We start from the raw sequence: 22,930 nt of genomic DNA on the forward strand, positions 1-22,930 counted from the left end.
ACAAATCTGCGGTAATATGTCAAGAGGAGGAACATACATGAATAAAATTGAAATTATTGGCCTCGGTGCAGGAGACCTGGATCAGTTGCCTTTAGGTATTTACAAAAAGTTAATAGCTGCAACAATGCCAATATACACCCGAACAATAAAGCATCCTGTCATTCATGCCCTGCAAGCTGAAGGAGTGAAGTTCACGTCATTTGATACCATTTATGAAGAAGAGAAACAGTTTGCCGATGTGTATCAGCGAATTGTTTCATTTATTCAAGAAAGAGCAGAGAATGAGCATGTGGTGTATGCTGTTCCTGGTCACCCAATGCTTGCTGAAAAAACGGTGCAATTATTGTTGGAACAATCGGAATGCGATGTAGAAATAATTGGAGGAAGCAGTTATTTAGATGATCTGTTTACAGCTTTAAAAATAGACCCAATTGATGGATTTCAGTTTGTTGATGCGACCTCCTTTCAACGTAAAGAGCTAAATTATTACAACCACCTTGTGTTCTCGCAAGTCTATGATCAAATGATTGCTTCTGAAGTTAAACTAACTCTATTGGAAGATTTGCCCGCAGATTATCCAATTACTATGATTGAAGCAGCAGGAAGTGTAGCTGAAAAAATAGTTAAAGTTACTTTAGAAGAAATGGATCGCGGAGTTAAGGTTAGCAATTTAACGAGTGTCTACGTTCCACCTGTATCGGATAATTTATTGCATCATACTTTTACACATTTTCGGGAAGTAATACGAACATTAAGAGGTCCAGATGGTTGCCCTTGGGACCAGAAACAGACGCATGAGAGTTTACGTGAATATGCCATCGAAGAAGTGTATGAGCTGGTTGATGCGATCGATCAACAGGATGATGAAGGAATTGTAGAAGAATTAGGTGATGTACTTCTCCAAGTAATGCTTCATAGTCAAATAGGGGAAGATAACGGTTATTTTACTGTGGATGACGTAATACGGACAGTTACAGATAAAATGATTCATCGACATCCTCATGTGTTTCAAGATAAACATGTTCATAGTGTTGATGATGTTATGCGAAATTGGGAGCAGTTAAAAAAAGACGAAAAAGGGGATACACGAACCTCCAAATTAGATGGGATTGCAAAGCATTTACCATCCCTTGCACGAGCATATCAATTACAAAAAAGAGCAGCAAAGGAAGGATTTGATTGGGATACAGTGTCTGATATGTGGAAAAAAATGAACGAAGAGTTAGATGAATTTAAAGCAGCTATAAGCAAAGATACTGTACGTGATCAAGAAAAGGAATTTGGCGATATATTGTTTGTACTTACTAATATAGCTAGGTATTATAAAATAAATCCAGAAACTGCGTTAAATCAAACGAATGAGAAATTCATTGCTCGTTTTTCTGATATCGAACGAGCTTTACATCAACGTAAGCGTTCGTTGCAAGAAGCAACTTTAGAAGAAATGGATGCGCTATGGGAAGAGGCAAAAGAAAGGGAGTAATGTGATGCGTTTAGATAAATTTTTAAAAGTATCTCGGTTAATCAAGCGTCGTACACTAGCAAAAGAAGTAGCTGATCAAGGCAGAATTACAGTGAATGGCAACTCTGCCAAAGCATCTACGACGTTAACAGTCGGGGATGAACTAGTGATTCGTTTTGGGCAGAAGGTGGTTACGCTTCGTATAAATGCGCTACGAGAAACAGTAAAAAAAGATGAAGCGGAAACGTTATATACGATTATCAAAGAAGAAAAATTAACGAATTAGATAGTTCTATACTTGTCCCTCCTATCATAAAGTAATAATGATAAGGAGGGTGTTTTCGATGAACTATTATGAAAATAAAGAGAATATAGCCCGTGTTGCTACAGAACATAATGTAAAGATTAATAATCGTAAAAACTTAGAAATAAGTGGCGTTAAAGAGGTTGACAGCTTTGACAATGAAGAGTTTTTGTTAGAGACGGTAATGGGTTATTTAATTGTTCGTGGACAAAATCTTCAGTTAAAGAATTTGGATGTAAATGATGGTTCTGTTGTCATCAAAGGGAAAATCTATGAGCTTTCTTATATCGATGAGCAGCAGGAGAAGGCTAAAGGGTTCTTTAGCAAGTTATTTAAATGAGTTTAAGCACACAGCTGTTAACGATGCTATCAATGATTACGGGTGGATTAGCTACTGGCGTGATGCTGGATACATTTCGTCGTTTTTCACATTACTGGAAAAATAGACGCATCATGGTTTATGTTATGGAGATAGGGTTTTGGTTTACGCAAACATTACTTCTATTTTATATCCTATTTTTAGTAAATGGTGGGGAGATAAGATTATATATTGTGCTGGCATGCTTATTAGGGTTTTCTTTTTACCAAGCCATTCTCTCTAATAGGTATAAGAAATTGTTGGAGCATGGTATACGTCTTGCTCTTGTCATATATCGTTTTTTTTCAAGACTGGTACAAATCTTCATTATTTCTCCGATCAAAGGAATTTTATACGTCATTTATGCTGTTTTGGTATGGCTCTTAAAGCTCTTCGCTTCCGTCCTTTTCTTCATTTTAGCAATTATACTAAAGCCCGTTCAATGGCTGTTGCGAGGGCTCTATCAGATACTTCCTAAAAAAGTTCAACGTTTTCTATTAAAAATAGCAGGATTTTATAGTACAATAAAGAATAAATTAAGAAAGGTCTGGAACCGAGTTAGCTGGAAGAGGAGGTAATGAACTTTGGCTGCAAGTAAACGAACCGTAACAAAACTCGATTCGAACTACATGCAACAGTATGATGCATATGTAGAAAGACAAAAACGGAAAAGGCAACGGTTAATTCGTCGTTTGGTGCTGTTTAGCGTCATTGCTCTAGTTGCTATTGGCAGTATGACTACATATCATATGAAGCAACGTTCTCTTCATGCGGAAAAAACAGCAGAATATGAAAATTTACAAGAGGAATTGGCTAATTTAAAGGAAGAACAAAGTAGCCTTAAGGAAGAAGCGGAACGATTAAAGAATGAAGATTATGTGTTAGAGATAGCAAGAACAAATTATTTCTTATCCAAAGAGGGCGAGTTGATTTTTAAACTTCCTGATAAGGAGCCATCTTATTGACACACTTTCGTCTGCTTGGCTATAATATAGTAGTAAGCTAATAATATCATTAGTGATCAAACTATTATTAGTTTCCTAAAAATTCTAAGGAGGAGCATTTTTTTTATGTCAATTGAAGTAGGCAGCAAGCTGCAGGGTAGGGTAACTGGAATCACTAATTTCGGGGCTTTTGTAGAAATCGAGCCGGGAACAACAGGGCTTGTTCATATTAGTGAGGTTGCCGACAACTATGTGAAAGACATTAATGATCACCTTTCTGTCGGCGATGAAGTGAAGGTAAAGGTCATTAATGTTGAAAAGGACGGAAAAATTGGTTTGTCGATAAAAAAAGCGGTGGTTAAGCCGAAACGTCAACGAGATAACCGTGAACGGATGGAAACTTTTGAGTCAAAAATGAACCGTTTTTTAAAGGACTCTGAAGACCGCCTTGCCTCTTTAAAGAAGCACACGGAATCCAAACGCGGGGGTCGAGGTGCTAAAAGGGGATAGCAGTTGCTGTCTAAAAAAGATAATGCTCTAAAAATAAATGTTGTACTTGAGCGTATGGTTTTAAGTAAACAGGAAATATGGTTCTTCGCGCCTTTTGCTACCCGTTTTTAGTTGTCGGAAAGGGCGCTTTTTCCATATATGACGATATAAAAAACAGAGATTAACAAATAGTTAATCTCTGTTTTTTATTGTGATGGCGGTAGAGGGGATCGAACCCCCGACCTCACGGGTATGAACCGTACGCTCTCGCCAGCTGAGCTACACCGCCGAACAAGCCAACATTGAATATAATACAGTAGGATAACGTCTCTGTCAACCACTTTTTTTATAAAATAATATAGTATAAAAAGAGGTGCTTTGGGATAACGAAATAACCGAATAGCTACGTCCGGCGCATGAGCCCAGCAATGATGCGACTTTAGAAATGCGCCCGACGATAAGGCCTGATCGGTCCGACTTCTGGGCGGCAAGCCCGTTTTTAGGCGGCCTTCTCTCTCCTTGTGATTTGCTAGTATTATGCCGATCTAAACTTGTTATGGATATCCCATGTTACTATGCGCTTGTGACGCCTCAACTTCTTTAAAAGCAAAGGGTAAATATTCCTGTGGAGACTCCGATTTCCCGTAGAACAAAGCACGCTTCGGTAGGAAACACCGCCTGTAGAAAAGGAGTACTTCATTTTTGGCTGGAGACTTCTATCCGTTAGCTATGGAAACGAATTAATAGTCTCACTAAAAAATTTTCAAATTGTTACAGAAACCGAGTAGCTTTTAGGATCTGTTTTTAGATTGCCAAGTAAGTTTTCCTCCAAACAAAATCATAAACGGACCCCCATTAGTTGCTAATCTTGCCTAACATTTGTTCGTGTTGAAACTTGTTTAAACGATAGAAAGGAGTCGAACGATTCTTTTAAAGGCTCTTATGTTTTGACAAAAATAGTTGGCATAATGTGATTTAATAGTAGGCACAGAGAAGGAGTGGTGGTTATGATGGAGTCACTTTCAAGATTACAGCCAAAAGCATTTGTAGCACAACGAACAAATCAATTGGACAAGCTAAGAGGACGTCTATATGCAAAGCTGAAAATGATATTAGTAGATAGAGGATGGCTGTTTTATATGATTGGTTTTTTGTTGGGGAGGGCAGTCATTTTATCTGTGGTTTCTCCATTTGCGGTAGCTTTTTTAGCTACTATGTGGCTTGTCTATAAAGAAAAAGCGTTTAAATCTATGATAGCAGTATTATTAGGCGCTTTAAGCTATTCTGTGCATCACGGGATTTTTATCGCTTTAGGGCTACTTGTTTTTATTTTTTTAGCAGGGTTGTTTAAGCAAGCGAAAAACCAGCAGATGCTCATACCATTATTTGTATTTTTTGCCTCTGTAAGTACTCGGGTTTTTCAATATTCCATTGAACACCAGCTGGCAGCATATGAATGGATGCTTGTCCTAGTAGAAGGTGTCTTAGGAACGGTTCTCGTTTTAATATTTATGCAAAGCATTCCTTTATTATCACCAAAAAGATATAATCCTGTATTAAAAAATGAAGAAATCGTCTGTATGATTATTCTCCTTGCTTCGATCCTTACAGGAACGATTGGCTGGACGCTGTACGGAGCATCCATAGAGCAGGTGCTTTCTCGTTATTTTGTACTTATTCTTGCTTATATTGGTGGAGCGGCCATTGGATCGACAGTTGGTGTGGTAACTGGTTTGATTCTGTCGCTTGCAAACGTGGCTAATTTATATCAAATGAGTTTATTAGCGTTTTCAGGGCTTTTGGGAGGGTTATTAAAAGAGGGGAAAAAACCTGGCGTAGCAATTGGTTTATTTGTTGGAACATTCCTAATTGGGATTTATGGTAATATGACAGCGCTTATCCCTTCTATTTTAGAAACATCTATAGCGATCATTCTCTTTTTAATTACACCGGCAGCTTGGTTTAAAAGCCTATCGCGTTTGATTCCGGGTACGGAAGAGTATACCAATGAACAGGAGCAATATTTACAAAAAGTACGAAATGTAACAGCACAGCGGGTGGAACAGTTTTCTGGTGTGTTTCAAGCATTGTCTAATAGTTTTGCCACTGCGGAGGCGCAAATGGAAGATGAACAAGAGGTACAAAGGGAAACGGATTATTTTTTAAGCCAAGTCACTGAAAAATCTTGTCAAAATTGTTTCATGAAGGAAAGGTGTTGGCAAAAGGAGTTTGATAAAACATATTCATTAATGGAATTGCTGAAGGATGGAATACAGGAAGGGGGGAGGCCACCGAAAAAAACGATGCGGGAATTTGAAAATTTTTGTGTCAAACCGCAAAAAGTATTAGATGCAATGAAAGAGGAAATATCATACTTCGAAGCAAATCAAAAGCTAAAGCAGCAAGTATTAGAAAGTAAGAAACTGGTCGCTGATCAATTGCAAGGGGTATCCGAAGTGATGGAGGATTTTGCAAAGGAAATATTAAAAGAACGCGAGCATCATGAACAACAGGAGTTACAAATTGTTCATGCGCTAAAGCAAATTGGGATGGAGTTAGAAAAACTGGAAATATATAGTTTGGACAAAGGGAATGTAGATATTGAAATGACGTTAACATTTTATGAGTATCGTGGTGAAGGGGCCAAACTGATTGCGCCAGTACTATCCGATATATTGAAGGAGGTTATTGTTGTAAAGCAAGAAGAGATTGCTCCATTTCCAAATGGGTACAGTTATTTAGCATTTGGGTCCGCTAGAGAGTTTGTAGTAGAAACAGGGGCTGCTAATGCTGCTAAAGGAGGCGGTCTAATCTCTGGCGATAGTTATACAACGATAGAGTTAGGTGCAGGAAAATATGCAATGGCAATAAGTGATGGAATGGGAAATGGAGCACGTGCACAAGAGGAAAGTGTAGAAACATTAAGGCTCTTGCAGCAAATCTTACAAACAGGTATACCAGAGAAAGTCGCTATTAAGTCCATTAATTCGATTTTAGCTTTACGCTCGACAGATGAAATGTTTGCGACCCTCGATTTAGCTGTCATTGATTTGCATAATGCCTTTGTACAGTTTTTAAAAATCGGCTCTTCCCCAAGTTTTGTTAAGCGCGGAAACGAGTTAATTAAAATTGAAGCAAGTAATTTACCAATGGGAATTATCCAGGAATTTGATGTAGAGATTGTAAATGAGCAGTTACTTCCTGATGATTTACTAATTATGATGAGTGACGGAATTTTTGAAGGACCAAAGCATATCGAAAATACGGATATATGGCTAAAACGAAAAATTCGCGATATGCGTACGAATGACCCTCAAGAAATAGCGGATTTAATTTTAGAGGAGGTTATTCGGACAAGGGCAGGAGAGATTGAGGATGACATGACAGTCGTTGTTGCTAAAATAAAGAAAAATATCCCAAAATGGGCACAAGCTCCTATTTATCCTGTATCATCATAGTTTCGCAGAATCCAGCTACTTCCTAACTATTACACGCTTTCTACTAATTATACGCTACTAGACCATGTATAGATAAATGGAAAGATGGCGATGATGGTACTGAAAAGTTGGGAGGTAGATAGCATTGAGAAAAGGAACCTTAAAGCAAATATTACTTATTACCGATGGATGCTCCAATCAAGGAGAAGATCCAGTGGCAGTAGCCTCATTAGCACATCAGCAGGGAATTACTATCAATGTAATCGGAATATTGGATGATGATCATTCTGAGCAAGATGAAAGCTTAAAAGAAGTAGAGGATATTGCTCTATCTGGAGGTGGAGTTAGTCAGCTTGTTTATAAACAAGCATTATCTCAAACTGTGCAGTCTGTTACGAAGCAAGCGATGACCCAAACAATGCAAGGATTTGTTAATAGAGAACTAGAACAAATTCTAGGAAAGGGACAGTCGCTTGAAGACCTTGAACCGGAAAAACGTGGAGAAATTATGGAAGTTGTTGAAGATATGGGCGAGACTTGTGACTTAGAGGTGCTTGTTCTTGTAGATACGAGTGCAAGCATGTATGATAAGCTTCCGACAGTTAAAGAAGCTTTAATGGATTTATCTATCAGTTTAAACGCTCGGATTGGACGTAATCGGTTCGCTATTTATCGTTTTCCTGGTAAACGAAAACAGATTGAAAAAATACTGGATTGGTCTCCAGCACTAGATACGATTTCTTCTATTTTCCCGAAGTTGACAAGTGGCGGGGTTACTCCAACTGGTCCGGCAATTCGTGAAGCCATGTATTTATTTAGCAAGAAGAGCTTACGAAGGAGCTTTAAGTATGAAGATGAACAACCAGGAATGGAAGAAGCTTAATAACGATGTTCGTCCAGGAATAAAGCTGCGTGGGAAATGGCATGGAAAAACTTATCTTATTCAGAAAAAGCTTGGAGCGGGCGCTATTGGTGTTGTATACCTTTGTGAATATAATGGGAAACAGGCAGCTTTGAAAATTAGTGATAAACGCTCATCCATGACGGTAGAAGTAAATGTGCTCAAGTCATTGGGAAAGGTCCAAGGTAACCGGCTTGGACCTTATTTGTTAGATGTTGATGATTGGATATCACCACAAGGATCACGGTATTCCTTTTATGTTATGGAATATTTAAAGGGGGAGCCATTAATTACATATATTCAACGACGTGGGGAAGCGTGGATCGGTGTTTTTATGTTACAGCTTTTGGACGCTTTGCAGGAACTTCATCAAAACGGCTGGGTGTTTGGTGATTTAAAGGTTGAAAATTTACTTGTAGTATCCTCTCCGCCAAAAGTTCGTTGGGTAGATGTTGGTGGAACCACACAGATAGGAAGGGCGATTAAAGAGTATACAGAATTCTATGATCGTGGGTATTGGGGGTTAGGGAGTCGGAAGGCAGAGCCAAGCTATGATTTATTTGCGTTTGCTATGGTATTTTTACAAATTTACTATCCGAACAAGTTTGTGAAAGAAGCGTCACCGCAAAAACAACTATTCCGAAAAATAGATGGAGTAAAAGCACTTTCGCCATATCGAGCTATTTTGAAAAAAGCGATTATCAGCAATTATGATACAAGCGAGCAGATGAAAAAGGAGCTGTTACAAGTTATTTATAAATTGCAACGAAAAAATATTCAATCCACTCCTGGACCAGTACATCAAACGCATCCGCCTTCTGTATTTGTCAATATAGGAGGTATATCGATACTAGTAATCATTTATTATGTAATTTCTTTGCTTTTTCAGTAAGAGGTATTGTGATAGGATTAAGTTATACGTATAAGAACAAAGAGTAAAAACGTTTGTTGGAGATGGGCAAATGGAATTAAAAGTGCGACAGTTTATACAGAAACATCATTTACTTACTAAGGGTGCAACGATTATAGTCGGTGTTTCAGGGGGACCTGATTCTATGGCGCTGTTACATTGCTTCTATGTCATGAGGGAAGATTGGGATTTGCGAATTATTGCACTAACCGTCGATCACCAGCTCCGCGGCGAAGAGTCATTAGCTGATCTGACTTATGTTAAACAAATCTGTGAGCAATGGCAAATTGAATTTATCAGTACGTCCGTTAATGTGCCTGCATGGAAGCAAAAAAATAAACAAGGTACCCAAATGGCTGCTAGAACGTTACGTTATGCTGCATTTCAAGAACAAATGGAGAAATTAGAGGCGAATTATTTAGCTTTGGGACATCACGGTGATGATCAAATTGAAACAATGGTGATGCGCTTAATCCGTGCTGCGGATTCACAAAGTTTTAAAGGGATACCTGCAAAAAGAGCATTTGCTGGTGGATATATTGTACGCCCCTTGCTTTGTGTATCAAAAGATGAAATATGGAACTATTGCCAAACCAACCATATTTCACCACGTCTGGACGCTTCAAATGAAGAAAGCGTGTATACGCGTAATTATGTAAGGCACCATATTTTACCCCTATTAAAAGAAAAAAATAACAGTTTACATACAACAGTGCAGCATCTGAGTGAGACAATAACCGATGATCAGACTTATTTATTAGCAGAAGCCAAAAAAATGGTAGCCTCTGTTGTCTGTTTCGAACCAGAAAAGCGACAATTATCGTTTGAAATCCGTACCTTTAAAACGTATGCATTTGCTTTACAAAGACGTGCCTATCATCTAATATTAAACTATCTGTATGTGGATGTGCCAAACGATTTATCCTATGTTCATGAAGAACAATTTTTTGCATTTATTCAACACCAAATTGGCAACGCACAAATTGATTTCCCCGCTGGACTAAAAGTAGAGAAATCCTACGATCAAATAAGGTGTTACTTTCATGATGACCTTAATGACTCATCGTCATTCCATAAGCTTGTGGTCATTCCAGGAAAAACAATTTTACCCGATGGTTCAGTCATCCATGCTGAATTTGTAGACACATTATATGAACAAACGAAGTATAGCCTTAGCTTTAGCGCTGATCAGGTAGCACTTCCATTACATATACGAACCCGAAAAAATGGAGATAGGATGCGTGTTGCAGGGTTAAACGGAAGGAAGAAGGTAAAGGATATTTTTATTGATGCTAAAGTGCCTCGTCATCAACGAGCGGTTTGGCCTATTGTAACAGATAATGATGGGGAGATTCTTTGGTTAGTTGGGTTGCGAAAAGCAGCGCTTGCAAGACCCCGGATAAATACCTCACAAATACAACTATATTTTGAAAAAGGCAACAAGTAGGAGGAGCAGGATAGATGCATAATGATATTAAAGAAGTGTTAATATCACAGGAGGAAATTGCAAATAAATGCAAAGAGTTAGGTGAACAATTGACCAGAGAGTACGATGGGAAATTTCCACTTGCTATTGGGGTTTTAAAAGGTGCTATGCCGTTTATGTCTGATATATTGCGCTATACCGAGACGTATTTAGAGATGGATTTTATGGACGTCTCTAGTTACGGCAAGGGAATGCGTTCTTCTGGAGAGGTGAAAATTGTCAAAGACCTCGATACAAAAGTGGAAGGACGCGATTTGCTTATCATTGAGGATATTATCGATAGCGGTTTAACTTTACGTTATTTGGTTGATCTGTTTAAATATCGCAAGGCCAATTCTGTTAAAATTGTAACATTACTTGACAAGCCAGCTGGGAGAACAGCAGATATAAAAGCGGATCTCATTGGCTTTGAAGTACCAAACGAGTTTGTTGTAGGTTATGGTTTAGATTATCAAGAGAAATATAGAAACTTGCCTTATATTGGCGTGTTGAAGCCAGAGGTATATGGCGGAGAGTAATTTTTGCAAGTTGTTGTATAAACTATTATTTTGTGGGTAAAGTGTAAGTTAATTATACTCATGAAAGAACTAGCTATGTTATATTGGTTTAGTCATAAAGCGGCAGGCTTTTGATTAAACAATAAAACGGGCAAGGTGAAAAGTTTATCGTTTATGGTGTTATTTTCTGGTAATGGTTAATATGAATGGTTATGTTACCGGAAAAAGATGAAATGCTCTATTCGTTAAGTTCAGTAAATCTATAAAGGTTGCTGGACCACATGTCAGGAATCTTTACAGCAGCTCAATTTCCCTTACAGTATTTATCATGTTTTTTAAGGTAAATTAGTTGTCTTCTAACTTTTTTGTATGGTACGATGTAATATAGTTTTTCCCCGCTTGGGAGGAGGTAAGCAATGAGCCGGATATTTCGGAATGCAATCTTCTGGATACTGATCGTCCTTGTAATTATTTCGGTTATTTCAGTATTCAGTGGGCAAAATGAAGAAGCGAAAGAATATAATGTAAAGCAATTTATGGATGCTTTAAATAATGGTGAGATTAAGGAAATGACCATGCAACCAGCTAACGGTATTATTCGTTATAAAGGTGTTTTAAATGATGACGAAAAGCCGTTCGTTGCACAGGTTCCAGATAATACAGATATTGTTTCTTCGATTACGGAGCAAGCAAATGAACAAAGTGTGCTTCATGTTGAGGAAGAAGAACAGCCTAGTATGTGGGTAACTCTGTTAACGACAATGATTCCGTTTTTAATCATTGGACTTTTCTTCTTGTTTATACTTAGTCAGGCTCAAGGTGGCGGCGGTGGCGGCCGTGTAATGAACTTTGGGAAGAGTAAGGCGAAGATGTATAGTGAGGATAAAAAGAAAGTTCGTTTTAAAGATGTAGCGGGTGCAGACGAAGAAAAACAAGAATTGGTAGAGGTAGTAGAATTTCTAAAAGACCCAAGAAAGTTTGCCGCTCTTGGTGCTAGAATTCCAAAAGGGGTACTTCTTGTTGGACCTCCAGGAACAGGAAAAACATTATTAGCACGTGCTGTAGCGGGAGAAGCTGGTACGCCGTTTTTCTCTATTAGTGGTTCTGACTTCGTAGAAATGTTTGTAGGTGTCGGTGCATCACGTGTACGTGACTTATTTGAAAATGCAAAAAAGAATTCACCTTGTATTATTTTTATCGATGAGATAGATGCGGTTGGCAGACAGCGCGGAGCGGGTCTTGGTGGCGGTCATGATGAGCGTGAGCAAACCTTGAACCAACTGCTTGTGGAAATGGATGGGTTTGGTGCTAATGAAGGGATTATTATCATCGCAGCAACGAACCGAGCGGATATTTTAGATCCTGCTTTATTGCGTCCAGGGCGTTTTGACCGACAAATTATGGTAGACCGTCCCGATGTAAAAGGACGCCAAGAAGTATTAAAAGTACACGCTAGAAATAAACCTTTAGCTGAAGATGTTGATTTAAAAACGATTGCTATGCGTACTCCTGGATTTTCAGGTGCTGATTTGGAAAACTTACTAAATGAAGCAGCATTAGTAGCAGCTAGACGTGATAGTAGCAAGATCGATATGATTGATGTAGATGAGGCAATAGACCGCGTAATTGCTGGTCCTGCTAAGAAGAGCAGGGTAATCTCTAAAAAAGAGCGAAATATAGTAGCACATCACGAAAGTGGTCATACGGTTATTGGAATGGTTTTGGACGATGCCGATATGGTTCATAAAGTTACAATTGTTCCTCGAGGTCAAGCAGGTGGATATGCCGTTATGCTTCCAAGAGAAGACCGTTACTTTATGACGAAACCGGAATTGTTTGATAAGATAACCGGCCTTCTAGGTGGTCGTGTAGCGGAAGAGATTATGTTTGGTGAAGTAAGTACGGGAGCTCATAATGATTTCCAACGTGCAACAGCTATTGCCCGTAAAATGATTACTGAGTATGGTATGAGTGATCGAATTGGTCCGTTACAGTTCACTTCTGGTGGTGGTCAAGTATTTTTAGGGCGAGATCTTAGCAATGAACAACAGTATAGTGATGCAATTGCATACGAGATTGATCAAGAAATGCAGAACTTTATTAATCACTGTTACGATCGCGCTAAAGCAATTCTTACTGAACACAAAGATAAGCTTGAATTAATCGCCCAGACTTTACTTGAAGTGGAGACGCTAGATGCGAAACAGATTCAATCGTTGTTTGAAAAGGGTGTCCTTCCTGAACCTGAAGAAGACGATGTAAAGGTAAATATCCAATCAAAGGATGACACTCCGGAGACGTATGAAGAGGCGAAAGAAAAAGCTACGACGAAAGAGCAAGAAAAGCCAGTTGATCAGATTACAACAGATAATAAGCCTTATTCTACAAATGGTTCAACGACGGAACCAAAACAACCTTCATCTACAGAGGGTATAACAACAGACAATAAACCTTCATCAGAGGATGAAGACAAATAAGTATAAACAACTCCCCACTATAGCTTTGTTTAAGGTGGGGAGTTGTTTTGGTTATAGTATAAGAAAGCATAAAAATAGGTGCTTGGAGATAACGAAATAACCGAATAGCCATGCCCGGTGCATAAGTTCAGCAACTAGGCGACTTCACGAATCGCCCTACGATAAGTCATCATTGGTTCGTGCCTCACCATGATTCCTAAAACTTTAGTTGCTTCGTTCCAGTTGCTGCGTTGCTAAACGGGCGCTCTGCGCCTTTGTTCAGATGACAAAAGCACCAACATATTCATAGCAAAATAAATATGGTATATTAAAAACCAGGAAAAAGAAACTAGAAAAGAGTTTGAACAAGAAAGGTATGGAACCATATGTTACTTGTGCTAGATGTTGGGAATACAAACACAGTGCTAGGGGTCTTTGACGGGAAAGATTTAAAACACCAATGGCGAATTAAAACAGATCGCCATAAAACAGAAGATGAATATGGAATATTAATTAAATCTTTGTTTGATTATCAAGAAGTTGCTTTTTCATCTATTACAGGGGTGATTATTTCTTCCGTAGTACCTCCAATTATGTATGCGTTAGAAAAGATGTGTACGGACTATTTTCAACTGCAACCAATGATTATTGGAAAAGAATCTGTTCACAACTTCTTACAAATGCAATATCCGAATCCACAAGAAATTGGTGCAGATCGGATTGTTAATGCGGTAGGAGCAATTGAAGAATATGGTGCACCACTGATTATTATTGATTTTGGTACAGCGACAACCTACTGTTATATTAACGAACGAAAGGAATATTACGGTGGAGTTATTACACCAGGAATAAATGTAGCAATGGAGGCTTTATATAATAGAGCTTCGAAATTGCCTAAAATTGAGATACAAGTTCCTGCTCATGTTATTGGTTCTTCTACTGTAGAAGCTATGCAATCAGGTGCGCTTTATGGATATGTTGGTCAAATTGAAGGAATTGTTCGCCGCATGGAAAAAGAGATGAATACTAATGCAACAGTTATTGCTACAGGAGGATTAGCGCCTTTGATAGCTGATGAGTCAGAAGTCATTCATTATGTAGACTCCTATTTAACTTTAAAAGGGCTACGAATTATCTATGATAAGAATAAGAACAGGTATAATCCTAACCATGTATAGCACAAATAATTTTACAGTCGGAACCATAAAAAACGGTAATCGTCTTTGCTAAATCCTTGGCAATAGACAAGCTTTGCTAAGAAGGGAGACAAGTCGGGTATGAAAGACTTTATTATAAAAGCAACAGCCTATAACGGCATGGTGCGTGCGTATGCTGCTCTTTCCACCAATACAGTTGAGGAAGCGCGTCGCCGTCACGATACATGGGCAACAGCCTCAGCTGCTTTAGGGAGAACACTAACCATTACTGGTATGATGGGAGCCATGCTAAAAGGAGATGATACCATTACGACAAAGATAATGGGGAATGGTCCTATAGGTGCAATCATTGCTGATGCGAATGCGAACGGTCATGTTCGGGGATATGTCACTAATCCCCATGTGGATTTTGAACTTAATTCAAAGGGGAAGCTAGATGTCGAAAGAGCAGTTGGAACAGAAGGTACAATTAGCGTCATTAAAGATTTAGGATTAAAAGATTATTTTACCGGGGAAGTTCCGATTATTTCCGGGGAAATTAGTGAAGATTTCACCTATTATTTTGCAAATTCTGAGCAAACTCCTTCAGCTGTTGGAGCGGGTGTTTTAGTTAATTCAGATCATAGTATTTTAGCTGCTGGGGGGTTTATTGTCCAGCTCATGCCTGGAGCAAATGAAGAAGTTATTCAGCAATTAGAAGAGCAAATCCAGGCTTTTCCTCCAATATCTACGTTAATTCGAGAAGGAAATACACCAGAGCAAATTTTACAGCGGCTTTTTAATGACCAAGAAGTGAAAATACATGAAACGGTACCGATGGAGTTTCGTTGTAAATGTTCTAAGGAACGGTTAGAACGAGCGATTCAAGGGCTTGGAGAAACAGAAATCCAAAGTATGATTGAAGAAGATCGTGGAGCAGAAGCAAGCTGTCATTTTTGTAACGAGATGTACCAGTTTACCGAAGAAGAGCTGCGTATATTAAAGCAAAACCTTAAAGAGTCTTAAGTTTAGCGCATCAATAAGTACCCTGCCAAAAACTTTCGTGAATAGACAGTCTTTTGGTGGGGATGATACGGTTACGACGAGTTTCAAAAAAAGGAGCTTTAGCTGTGTCCGAAGCGTTAGGGGATTTTAGTTTCCTAATAACAAAAGTGTGATATGGAAATAAGGTATTTGTCCAATCCTTGTTTGCGATGAAGAAAAACAAAGTCTTTTTTTGTACTATGGAAAAGCATAAAATTTTTTGGTTTATGGTATAACAAAACAAAAGGCTTCCCCATAAGACTTGGCGACAAGCCAAGTCTTTCTAATAAAGAGTCCCTTGCTTTATTCTTGAGGGGCAGTTGCTTAGGTAGTTTTCAAGGGAATATACAGGTTGGATGAGTAAAAAATTCTGAATTATCAGATTAATATATGTAAGCATTACATAGAGTTGCGGTTGCTATAAGTTTTTCTCGGACGGATAATCTTAACGTTGTATTGGTTAAAATGATAGAGGCGAGTTCTTTAAGTTCATATGTATCCTTGACAGGGGGGAATGAAAAATGTCAAAAAAATTGCTATTGGGTGTTATTGTAATTCTTCTTGTAACAAATATTGCAACTTTATTAGTATGGAATCAGGGCGAAGAAGTTGATGTAGGAACAGGTGAACAGAAGAAATATAGACTGAATGAAGCGGCAGCCTCGGTTAATGGAGAAGAAATCAGTTTTCAGATGTGGCAAGAGGCTTTACAAAATATATATGGGGAAGAACAGTTGAAATCGATGATCGATCGGAAGCTTGTGAAGCAATTAGCAGATGAAAAAGATATTTCTATAAGTGATAAAGTCGTTGACAGAGAAATATCAATGTTGCTTGCTATGCAAGGTGTTATTTCAAAGCCGGAATATGAACATCTGGAAGCCGAATGGGAGGATGATATTCGACATCGTTACCAATTGGAAATGCTGTTAACAGAAGATGTATCCGTATCGGATGAAAAAATAAAAGAGCATTATGATACATATGGGGAACAATATAATTTTACATCATCTATGCAAATATCTCATATTTTAGTAAAAGATACAGAAACTGCTGAGAAAGTTTATCATGAGCTAGGAGATGGCGCATCATTTAATTTGTTAGCTCAAGAGTATTCCGTGGATAAAGAAACAAAAGACGAGGGAGGATATTTAGGGTATATTTCTACTGAGAGCCAATATTTCCCAAAGAACTATGAAAATATTGCTGCTGACATGGATGAATTCTCGTATAGTCAACCATTTGAGGTAGATGAAGGTGTAGCAATTATTTATCTTCATCGAAAATTGCCTTCTATTACCTTTACGTATGAAGAGATGAAACCGTATATAAAAAGTGAATTAGCTTTACATCAAAAAAAACAGACTTTAGAAGCAGATCCGCTTTGGAAAAATCAAGATATAGAATGGATCTATTCTTCACCCAATCCGTAGCCTTTACTTCAAGAGACGTAGACACTTGAAAATGAAGTCAGGGGTAACGGTTATGTTCAAATTGATGATATTAATTTAATATGTTAGAAAAACAAAACCATGTGTGAATCATTTTTCATCTCGAATATCGAATGCACTCCTATGCTTTGTGCTATTGGATAAAATTCATAATAATGTTTGCAAAGTACAAAATGCTCCTTTATGATGGCATTTGAATTTTCTATAATCGAACAAAATGGAAAGGTTGACATTCTTCATAAGAAAGCGTAAATTAGAATTAATCTTATCGAAAAAGTAGGAATTAGGAGGCTGAAAAATGAAAGTTGCTCAAAGTATAGCAGAACTTATTGGAGAGACTCCGATTGTAAAATTAAAAGGTATTACGGATAATGAAAGTGCAGATATTTATGTTAAGCTGGAATTTATGAATCCAGGTAGTTCCGTAAAAGACAGAATTGCTTTAGCGATGGTTGAGGCTGCGGAAAGAGGTGGACTATTAAAACCAGGGGATACCATAATTGAGCCAACGAGCGGTAATACAGGGATAGGCTTAGCGATGGTCGCTGCTGCAAAGGATTATAAAGCAGTGTTAGTTATGCCTGACACAATGAGTCAAGAACGCCGTAACCTTTTACGAGCTTATGGAGCAGAGCTTGTTCTCACTCCAGGAGCGGAAGGAATGAAGGGTGCGATCCAAAAAGCAGAAGAATTGCAAAAAGAGCATGGTTATTTTATGCCACAGCAATTTAATAATGTTGCAAACCCCGAAATTCATGCTAAAACGACAGGGAAAGAAATCATTGCACAAATGGGTGACGGCGGGCTGGATGCTTTTATAGCTGGCATCGGTACAGGTGGTACGATTACGGGAGCTGGTAAAGTCTTAAAGGAGCACTTCAATAACCTGCAAGTATATGCTGTAGAACCTGCAGCTTCAGCAGTTCTTTCTGGAGAGAAGCCTGGACCACATAAAATTCAAGGGATAGGCGCAGGATTCGTACCGCGTATTTTAGATACAACTATTTACGATGACATTTACCAGATTGAAAATGACGAAGCATATGAAGTCGCAAGAGAAGTGGCTACTAAAAACGGCATTCTTGGAGGAGTGTCTGCTGGTGCAGCTGTCGCGGCTGCTAAGAAAGTAGCAAAGAAACTTGGTAAAGGTAAGAAAGTATTGGCTATTTTCCCTGATAACGGGGAGCGCTACTTGTCGACACCACTTTATCAATTTGGGGATCAGGAGTAGAGGAGCTTCTATTATAAAGTGTAAAAGAAGACCAGTATCGATATTCGGTGCTGGTTTTTCCAATTTTCACGGGAAATCATATGCTGGTATAACAAGTTGCTATTTTGTATGAAGGTGGCTTTGTCCAGTTTAAAAGTGTAGCAAGATTGAAAAGGAATTGTTTATAATATATTTTGTTACCTTTTCTCCGCTTGACTTTGCTTCTTCTAATGTCCAAAGATTTTCTATAGAAGAATAATGGAAGTAAGGGAAATTTCAACATAAATGATAGAGGATAAAGACATGTTTTAAATTTACATAATTGATACCGGTCGCTTACGAAAACGTTGTATGATACGATAAGAAAAAAAGATGGAAAGAAGGATGGACGTATGATGCGATTAAAAACGAAAAAGCAAACTTATGATTTAACCAATCGCACACATATTATGGGTATATTAAATGTTACACCTGATTCTTTTTCTGATGGTGGCAATTATAATACGCTTGAAAAAGCCATTGAACAAGCAGTGAAGCTAGAAAAAGAAGGTGCTGATATACTTGATATTGGTGGTGAATCTACACGCCCTAACCATGAGCCGATTTCCCAGACAGAGGAAATTGCCCGCGTAGTCCCCATTATTCAAGAAGTTAAGAAGCATATACGCATTCCGATATCTATCGATACATATAAAGCAGAAACAGCTAAGGCGGCAATAGAGGCTGGTGCTGACATCATTAACGATGTCTGGGGAGCAAAGCGAGAGCCAGATATTGTCCAAGTAGCAAAAGCGTATAACGTTCCGATTATTTTGATGCATAATCGAACCCATACTGATTATCAAGATTTAATTATAGATATGATCACTGATCTAGAAGAAAGTATAGCGATAGCACTGAAGGCTGGAGTTCCAAATGAACAAATTATCATTGATCCTGGTATCGGTTTTGCTAAGACGGCTGAACATAATTTACTCGTCATGAATCAGTTAGAGCGTTTTTCTAAGCTAGGCTATCCAATGCTTTTAGGAACTTCTAGAAAACGTTTTATTGGACATATTTTGGATGAGCCAGCAGAAAATCGTGATATAGGAACAGGTGCAACTACTTGCATGGGGATTATGAAGGGTGTTCAGATGGTACGGGTACATGATGTAAAAACGAACTGGCAGCTTGCTAAAATGATGGACGCAATGCTCCGAGTAGAAGGAAGGTAGTATGTTTGGATAAAATACATTTACAACAATTGCAGTTCTATGGCTTTCATGGGTTACTTCCAGAAGAAAATAAATTGGGTCAACGTTTCCAAGTAGATGCTACATTGTATCTTGACTTAAGTAAGGCTGGAAGAAGTGATGATATGAATGATTCCATTCACTACGGTGAAGCCTATGAGTATATAAAAGAGATTGTTGAAGGAGAAGCAAAAAAATTAATCGAGGCTGTTGCAGAATTGATTGCGGAAAAGTTATTAGCTTCCTTCGACTTGCTTCAGGCATGTGAAATTAAGCTAATTAAGCCAGATCCACCAATTCCAGGCCAATACCATTCGGTTGCCGTAGAGATATATAGGGAGAAGTTAAAATGAATCAGGTATATATAGCATTAGGAACAAACATTGAGCCAAGAGAAAAGTTTTTAAAAGAGGGTTTACATGGATTGCAGGATCATGAAAAGATAAACGTGATAAAAACATCATCCATTTACCAAACAGCTCCTGTAGGATATACAAAGCAAGCTGATTTTTTGAACATGGTGATTGAAGTAGAGACAACTTGTTCACCATTGGAACTTTTAGACTACTGTCAACAAATAGAAAGTGAATTAGGACGAAAACGAACGATTCGATTCGGACCGCGTACATTAGACCTTGACATTTTATTATATAATCAAGAAAATATAGAAATGGAACGTTTAACGATTCCGCATCCTCGCATGCACGAGCGTGCATTTGTGCTTGTTCCATTAAACGAAATTGCACCGCATATAATATTGCCTTTATCCGATGGAGAAAAAGACGTGACTGGGGCTATGAAGGAACTTTCAGGAAAAGACTTAAAGGATGTAGAGATATGGACCAAAAAAGAATCGGAAGACGATTAAAAGCTTTTCGTAAATTAAAGGGATATACCCAGGTAGAATTTGCAAAAAAGCTGGACATTCCGCTATCTGTTATTGGTGGAATAGAGCGAGGCGTTAAGCCGATTTCTGATGAACTTATAGATATAGTAGTGCATACACTTGACATCTCAAAAGATGAGCTAATGCTCCATCATGAAGATAACCGAGATAGGTAAGTGTTTAATTTAGAAAAGGAAAAGATCTGTGTAGAGACAAAAGAGGTTGTCGAAAGGTCAGGATTTGGAAACACGAGATGGATAATTTAATAGGTTAGATACGTAGGTCAACGAGGTATAACGATCTAAAGCTTCTTAAAACGTAGGGACTCCATGGCTTTGTTTTTGCTGTTAACTATCCATATGCCAATGCACTTAAACGTATGTGGTACCTATTTGATGAACATAAGGTGGGATTTTCCTTTACGGTTTTATTAAGAAAGAGCGCAATACATGAAAGATATAAAAATATCGGCTATACTACCTATAGAAAAGGACTGGAGTGATCACGGTGTCGGAGGAAATAAATGAACATATGCGTGTGCGTAAAGAGAAAATGGAACAATTAATCGAACAGGGAATAAACCCTTTCGGAGAGCGATTCCCTCGTTCACACGTCGCAAGTGAATTGAAAGATTTATACGATCGGTATTCCAAGGAAGAACTGGAAAACAAGGAAGAGCAAGTAACCGTTGCAGGAAGAATGATGACAAAGCGTGGGAAAGGCAAAGCTGGCTTTGCTCATATTCAAGATATTAGCGGTCAAATACAGCTTTATGTGCGAAAAGACTCTGTTGGCGAAGCCGCGTATGAAATTTTTAAATCAATCGATATAGGAGATATTATTGGGGTAACAGGTACTATGTTCAAGACGAAGGTAGGGGAACTATCTGTTAAAGTAACGAATTTTAAGTTGCTTACGAAATCGTTACGCCCATTACCGGAGAAATATCATGGATTAAAAGATATTGAACAACGATATCGACAACGTTATCTGGATTTGATTACGAACATGGATAGCAAAGAAACGTTTGTACTGCGAAGTAAAATTATTCAAGCAATGCGCCGTTATCTGGATGGACAAGGCTTTCTAGAAGTAGAAACACCTATGTTGCATGGAATTCCTGGCGGAGCTACGGCAAGACCTTTTATTACACACCATAATGCATTAGATGTAGACCTCTATATGCGGATTGCTATCGAGTTGCATTTGAAACGATTAATTATCGGTGGCTTAGAAAAAGTATACGAAATTGGTAGGGTGTTTCGAAATGAAGGAGTGTCTACGAGACATAACCCAGAATTTACGATGATAGAATTGTATGAGGCGTATGCAGATTATCACGATATCATGGATTTAACGGAGAGGCTTGTTGCACATATTTCCAAAGAAGTTTTAGGTACGACTACGGTTACGTATGGTGAATATGAGGTGGACTTGGCCCCGAAATGGACAAGAAAGCATATGGTTGATGCAATTAAAGAAAAAACTGGCGTTGATTTTTGGCAACACATGAGTGATGAAGAAGCACGAGCGCTAGCTAAAGAGCACGGCGTTGAGATTAAAAGTTCCATGACATATGGACATGTAGTAAATGAGTTCTTTGAACAAAAGGTAGAAGAAGAACTTATACAGCCAACGTTTATCTATGGACATCCAGTAGAAATTTCGCCATTAGCTAAGAAAAATAATCAAGACGATCGGTTTACAGATCGATTTGAATTGTTTATTGTGGGACGGGAACATGCTAATGCGTTTAGTGAGTTGAATGATCCAATAGATCAAAGGGAGCGATTTGAAGCTCAGGTGAAAGAAAGAGCGGCTGGTAATGATGAAGCTCACTATATGGATACAGATTTCTTAGAAGCGTTAGAATATGGACTTCCTCCAACTGGTGGACTTGGTATAGGCGTAGATCGCTTAGTCATGCTATTAACTAATTCAGCGTCTATCCGCGATGTACTATTATTCCCGCAAATGAAAAATAAATAAATGGAATAAAAACGCAAGGAACTATTAAGTACCGCCCCCTCCCCGAAAGTTAGAGTGAAAATGTCTATCTTTCGGGGAGGGGGGTTTATTTGTGTTTGTATGAATAACCTTCTAATAGGATAGAGCTCTTTTGAAAAATAGGTGAGCCAGAAGAGGTTGCGAAATTATTTCTTATAGATTAAACCGAATACAATGCGTGTGTTTTAGACGCGCTATGTAAAGGAACGGAAAGTTAGGTAAGGTTTTAGGATAAAACTCGCGCTTCTATTAGAAGAGTGTGCAGTCTGTTTCCTTTCATTAAATGACCTAATATAATTAAAGGCGATTTATATATATTCGTAAAACAAATATGTAAACATTAATTTGTGAATAAAATAACGAATTATGTAAACAATAGAAATAAATTTTTTGCCAATTTAATTTAAAAAAAGTCTTGATTTCCGCTTTTAAACGTGGTAATCTAATGTACGTTGCTTTAATAAACGGCTTAAGAGCCTGAGTAATTAAACAACAACAAAAACTTCTTTGAAAATATGTTGACTTTATCATGAACGCATGTTATATTAATAAAGTCGCCAATTTGAAGTGAAAAAACTTCTCGAAAAAAGTTGTTGACAAAGTAGTTTCATATATGGTATGATAAAGAAGTTGTGTCGCGAAAAAAAGACACTAACAAATTTGCTCTTTGAAAACTGAACAAAACAACCAGTATGTCAAGAAAAGCAATCTCTGTTT

At 38.1% G+C, this 22,930-nt stretch carries 21 protein-coding genes and 1 tRNA gene; 21 read left to right on the top strand and 1 reads right to left on the bottom strand.

The genetic code is table 11. The annotated features are described in order from the left end of the window. Positions 1-37 precede the first annotated feature (37 nt). The 6 genes from mazG to D1839_RS17595 all read left to right on the top strand — a co-directional run bounded on the left by mazG (position 38) and on the right by D1839_RS17595 (position 3,578). Positions 38-1,483, top strand: coding sequence for a nucleoside triphosphate pyrophosphohydrolase (mazG, locus tag D1839_RS17570; protein WP_120381116.1), 1,446 nt, complete (start codon positions 38-40; stop codon positions 1,481-1,483). A 4-nt stretch (positions 1,484-1,487) separates the two neighbouring features. Next, the gene (locus D1839_RS17575; protein ID WP_120381117.1) at positions 1,488-1,748 is read left to right on the top strand and encodes an RNA-binding S4 domain-containing protein; all 261 of its coding nucleotides are present in this window, start codon (positions 1,488-1,490) and stop codon (positions 1,746-1,748) included. Between the two features lie 58 nt (positions 1,749-1,806). Then, entirely contained in the window at positions 1,807-2,106 is a 300-nt protein-coding gene (gene yabP / locus D1839_RS17580) for a sporulation protein YabP (protein ID WP_120381118.1), read from the top strand. After that, positions 2,103-2,702 (top strand): spore cortex biosynthesis protein YabQ, encoded by a 600-nt coding sequence (yabQ, locus tag D1839_RS17585; protein ID WP_120381119.1) that lies wholly within the window; start codon positions 2,103-2,105, stop codon positions 2,700-2,702. Before yabP ends, yabQ begins: the two co-directional genes overlap by 4 nt. A 6-nt stretch (positions 2,703-2,708) precedes the next feature. After that, positions 2,709-3,089, top strand: coding sequence for an FtsB family cell division protein (locus D1839_RS17590; RefSeq protein WP_120381120.1), 381 nt, complete (start codon positions 2,709-2,711; stop codon positions 3,087-3,089). 105 nt (positions 3,090-3,194) lie between these two features. Continuing rightward, a complete protein-coding gene (locus D1839_RS17595; RefSeq protein WP_120381121.1) occupies positions 3,195-3,578 on the top strand; it encodes a S1 domain-containing RNA-binding protein in 384 nt (127 codons plus the stop codon). 194 nt (positions 3,579-3,772) lie between these two features. Here the strand turns inward: D1839_RS17595 and D1839_RS17600 are convergent. Continuing rightward, positions 3,773-3,846: transfer RNA gene (locus D1839_RS17600), tRNA-Met, on the bottom strand. Between the two features lie 718 nt (positions 3,847-4,564). Between D1839_RS17600 and spoIIE the strand changes: the two genes are divergently transcribed. From spoIIE to lysS, 15 genes are all read left to right on the top strand, one after another. Further along, the gene (spoIIE, locus tag D1839_RS17605; RefSeq protein WP_183030270.1) at positions 4,565-7,015 is read left to right on the top strand and encodes a stage II sporulation protein E; all 2,451 of its coding nucleotides are present in this window, start codon (positions 4,565-4,567) and stop codon (positions 7,013-7,015) included. A gap of 124 nt (positions 7,016-7,139) precedes the next feature. Continuing rightward, complete coding sequence (locus D1839_RS17610; protein ID WP_120381122.1) at positions 7,140-7,877, top strand: vWA domain-containing protein; 738 nt, start codon at positions 7,140-7,142, stop codon at positions 7,875-7,877. Further along, a complete protein-coding gene (locus D1839_RS17615; RefSeq protein WP_120381123.1) occupies positions 7,843-8,787 on the top strand; it encodes a protein kinase domain-containing protein in 945 nt (314 codons plus the stop codon). The genes D1839_RS17610 and D1839_RS17615 overlap by 35 nt, the downstream gene beginning before the upstream one ends. Positions 8,788-8,857: 70 nt before the next feature. Then, positions 8,858-10,252, top strand: coding sequence for a tRNA lysidine(34) synthetase TilS (gene tilS / locus D1839_RS17620; RefSeq protein ID WP_120381124.1), 1,395 nt, complete (start codon positions 8,858-8,860; stop codon positions 10,250-10,252). A 14-nt stretch (positions 10,253-10,266) separates the two neighbouring features. After that, positions 10,267-10,809 (top strand): hypoxanthine phosphoribosyltransferase, encoded by a 543-nt coding sequence (gene hpt / locus D1839_RS17625; protein ID WP_050350469.1) that lies wholly within the window; start codon positions 10,267-10,269, stop codon positions 10,807-10,809. Between the two features lie 395 nt (positions 10,810-11,204). After that, positions 11,205-13,265 carry an ATP-dependent zinc metalloprotease FtsH gene (gene ftsH / locus D1839_RS17630; RefSeq protein ID WP_120381125.1) on the top strand — a complete coding sequence of 687 codons (2,061 nt, stop codon included), beginning with the start codon at positions 11,205-11,207 and terminating at the stop codon, positions 13,263-13,265. Between the two features lie 365 nt (positions 13,266-13,630). Next, positions 13,631-14,422 (top strand): type III pantothenate kinase, encoded by a 792-nt coding sequence (locus D1839_RS17635; RefSeq protein WP_120381126.1) that lies wholly within the window; start codon positions 13,631-13,633, stop codon positions 14,420-14,422. Between the two features lie 99 nt (positions 14,423-14,521). Further along, positions 14,522-15,406, top strand: coding sequence for an Hsp33 family molecular chaperone HslO (hslO, locus tag D1839_RS17640; protein ID WP_120381127.1), 885 nt, complete (start codon positions 14,522-14,524; stop codon positions 15,404-15,406). Between the two features lie 539 nt (positions 15,407-15,945). Beyond that, a complete protein-coding gene (locus D1839_RS17645) occupies positions 15,946-16,857 on the top strand; it encodes a peptidylprolyl isomerase (protein ID WP_120381128.1) in 912 nt (303 codons plus the stop codon). Between the two features lie 316 nt (positions 16,858-17,173). After that, positions 17,174-18,106, top strand: a complete 933-nt coding sequence (cysK, locus tag D1839_RS17650; protein WP_120381129.1) for a cysteine synthase A — start codon at positions 17,174-17,176, stop codon at positions 18,104-18,106. 371 nt (positions 18,107-18,477) lie between these two features. After that, positions 18,478-19,302, top strand: coding sequence for a dihydropteroate synthase (gene folP, locus D1839_RS17655; RefSeq protein ID WP_286164850.1), 825 nt, complete (start codon positions 18,478-18,480; stop codon positions 19,300-19,302). Positions 19,303-19,307: 5 nt separating this feature from the next. Then, positions 19,308-19,673 (top strand): dihydroneopterin aldolase, encoded by a 366-nt coding sequence (folB, locus tag D1839_RS17660; protein ID WP_120381131.1) that lies wholly within the window; start codon positions 19,308-19,310, stop codon positions 19,671-19,673. After that, entirely contained in the window at positions 19,670-20,188 is a 519-nt protein-coding gene (gene folK / locus D1839_RS17665) for a 2-amino-4-hydroxy-6-hydroxymethyldihydropteridine diphosphokinase (protein WP_120381132.1), read from the top strand. The genes folB and folK overlap by 4 nt, the downstream gene beginning before the upstream one ends. Then, a complete protein-coding gene (locus D1839_RS17670) occupies positions 20,158-20,382 on the top strand; it encodes a helix-turn-helix domain-containing protein (protein WP_120381133.1) in 225 nt (74 codons plus the stop codon). Before folK ends, D1839_RS17670 begins: the two co-directional genes overlap by 31 nt. A 331-nt stretch (positions 20,383-20,713) precedes the next feature. Continuing rightward, positions 20,714-22,195, top strand: coding sequence for a lysine--tRNA ligase (lysS, locus tag D1839_RS17675; protein WP_120381134.1), 1,482 nt, complete (start codon positions 20,714-20,716; stop codon positions 22,193-22,195). The last annotated feature ends 735 nt before the right edge of the window (positions 22,196-22,930 follow it).

The organism is Roseburia sp. 1XD42-34 (genome assembly GCF_009917385.1).
In the GTDB taxonomy this organism is placed as follows: Bacteria; Bacillota; Bacilli; order Bacillales; family Amphibacillaceae; genus Virgibacillus.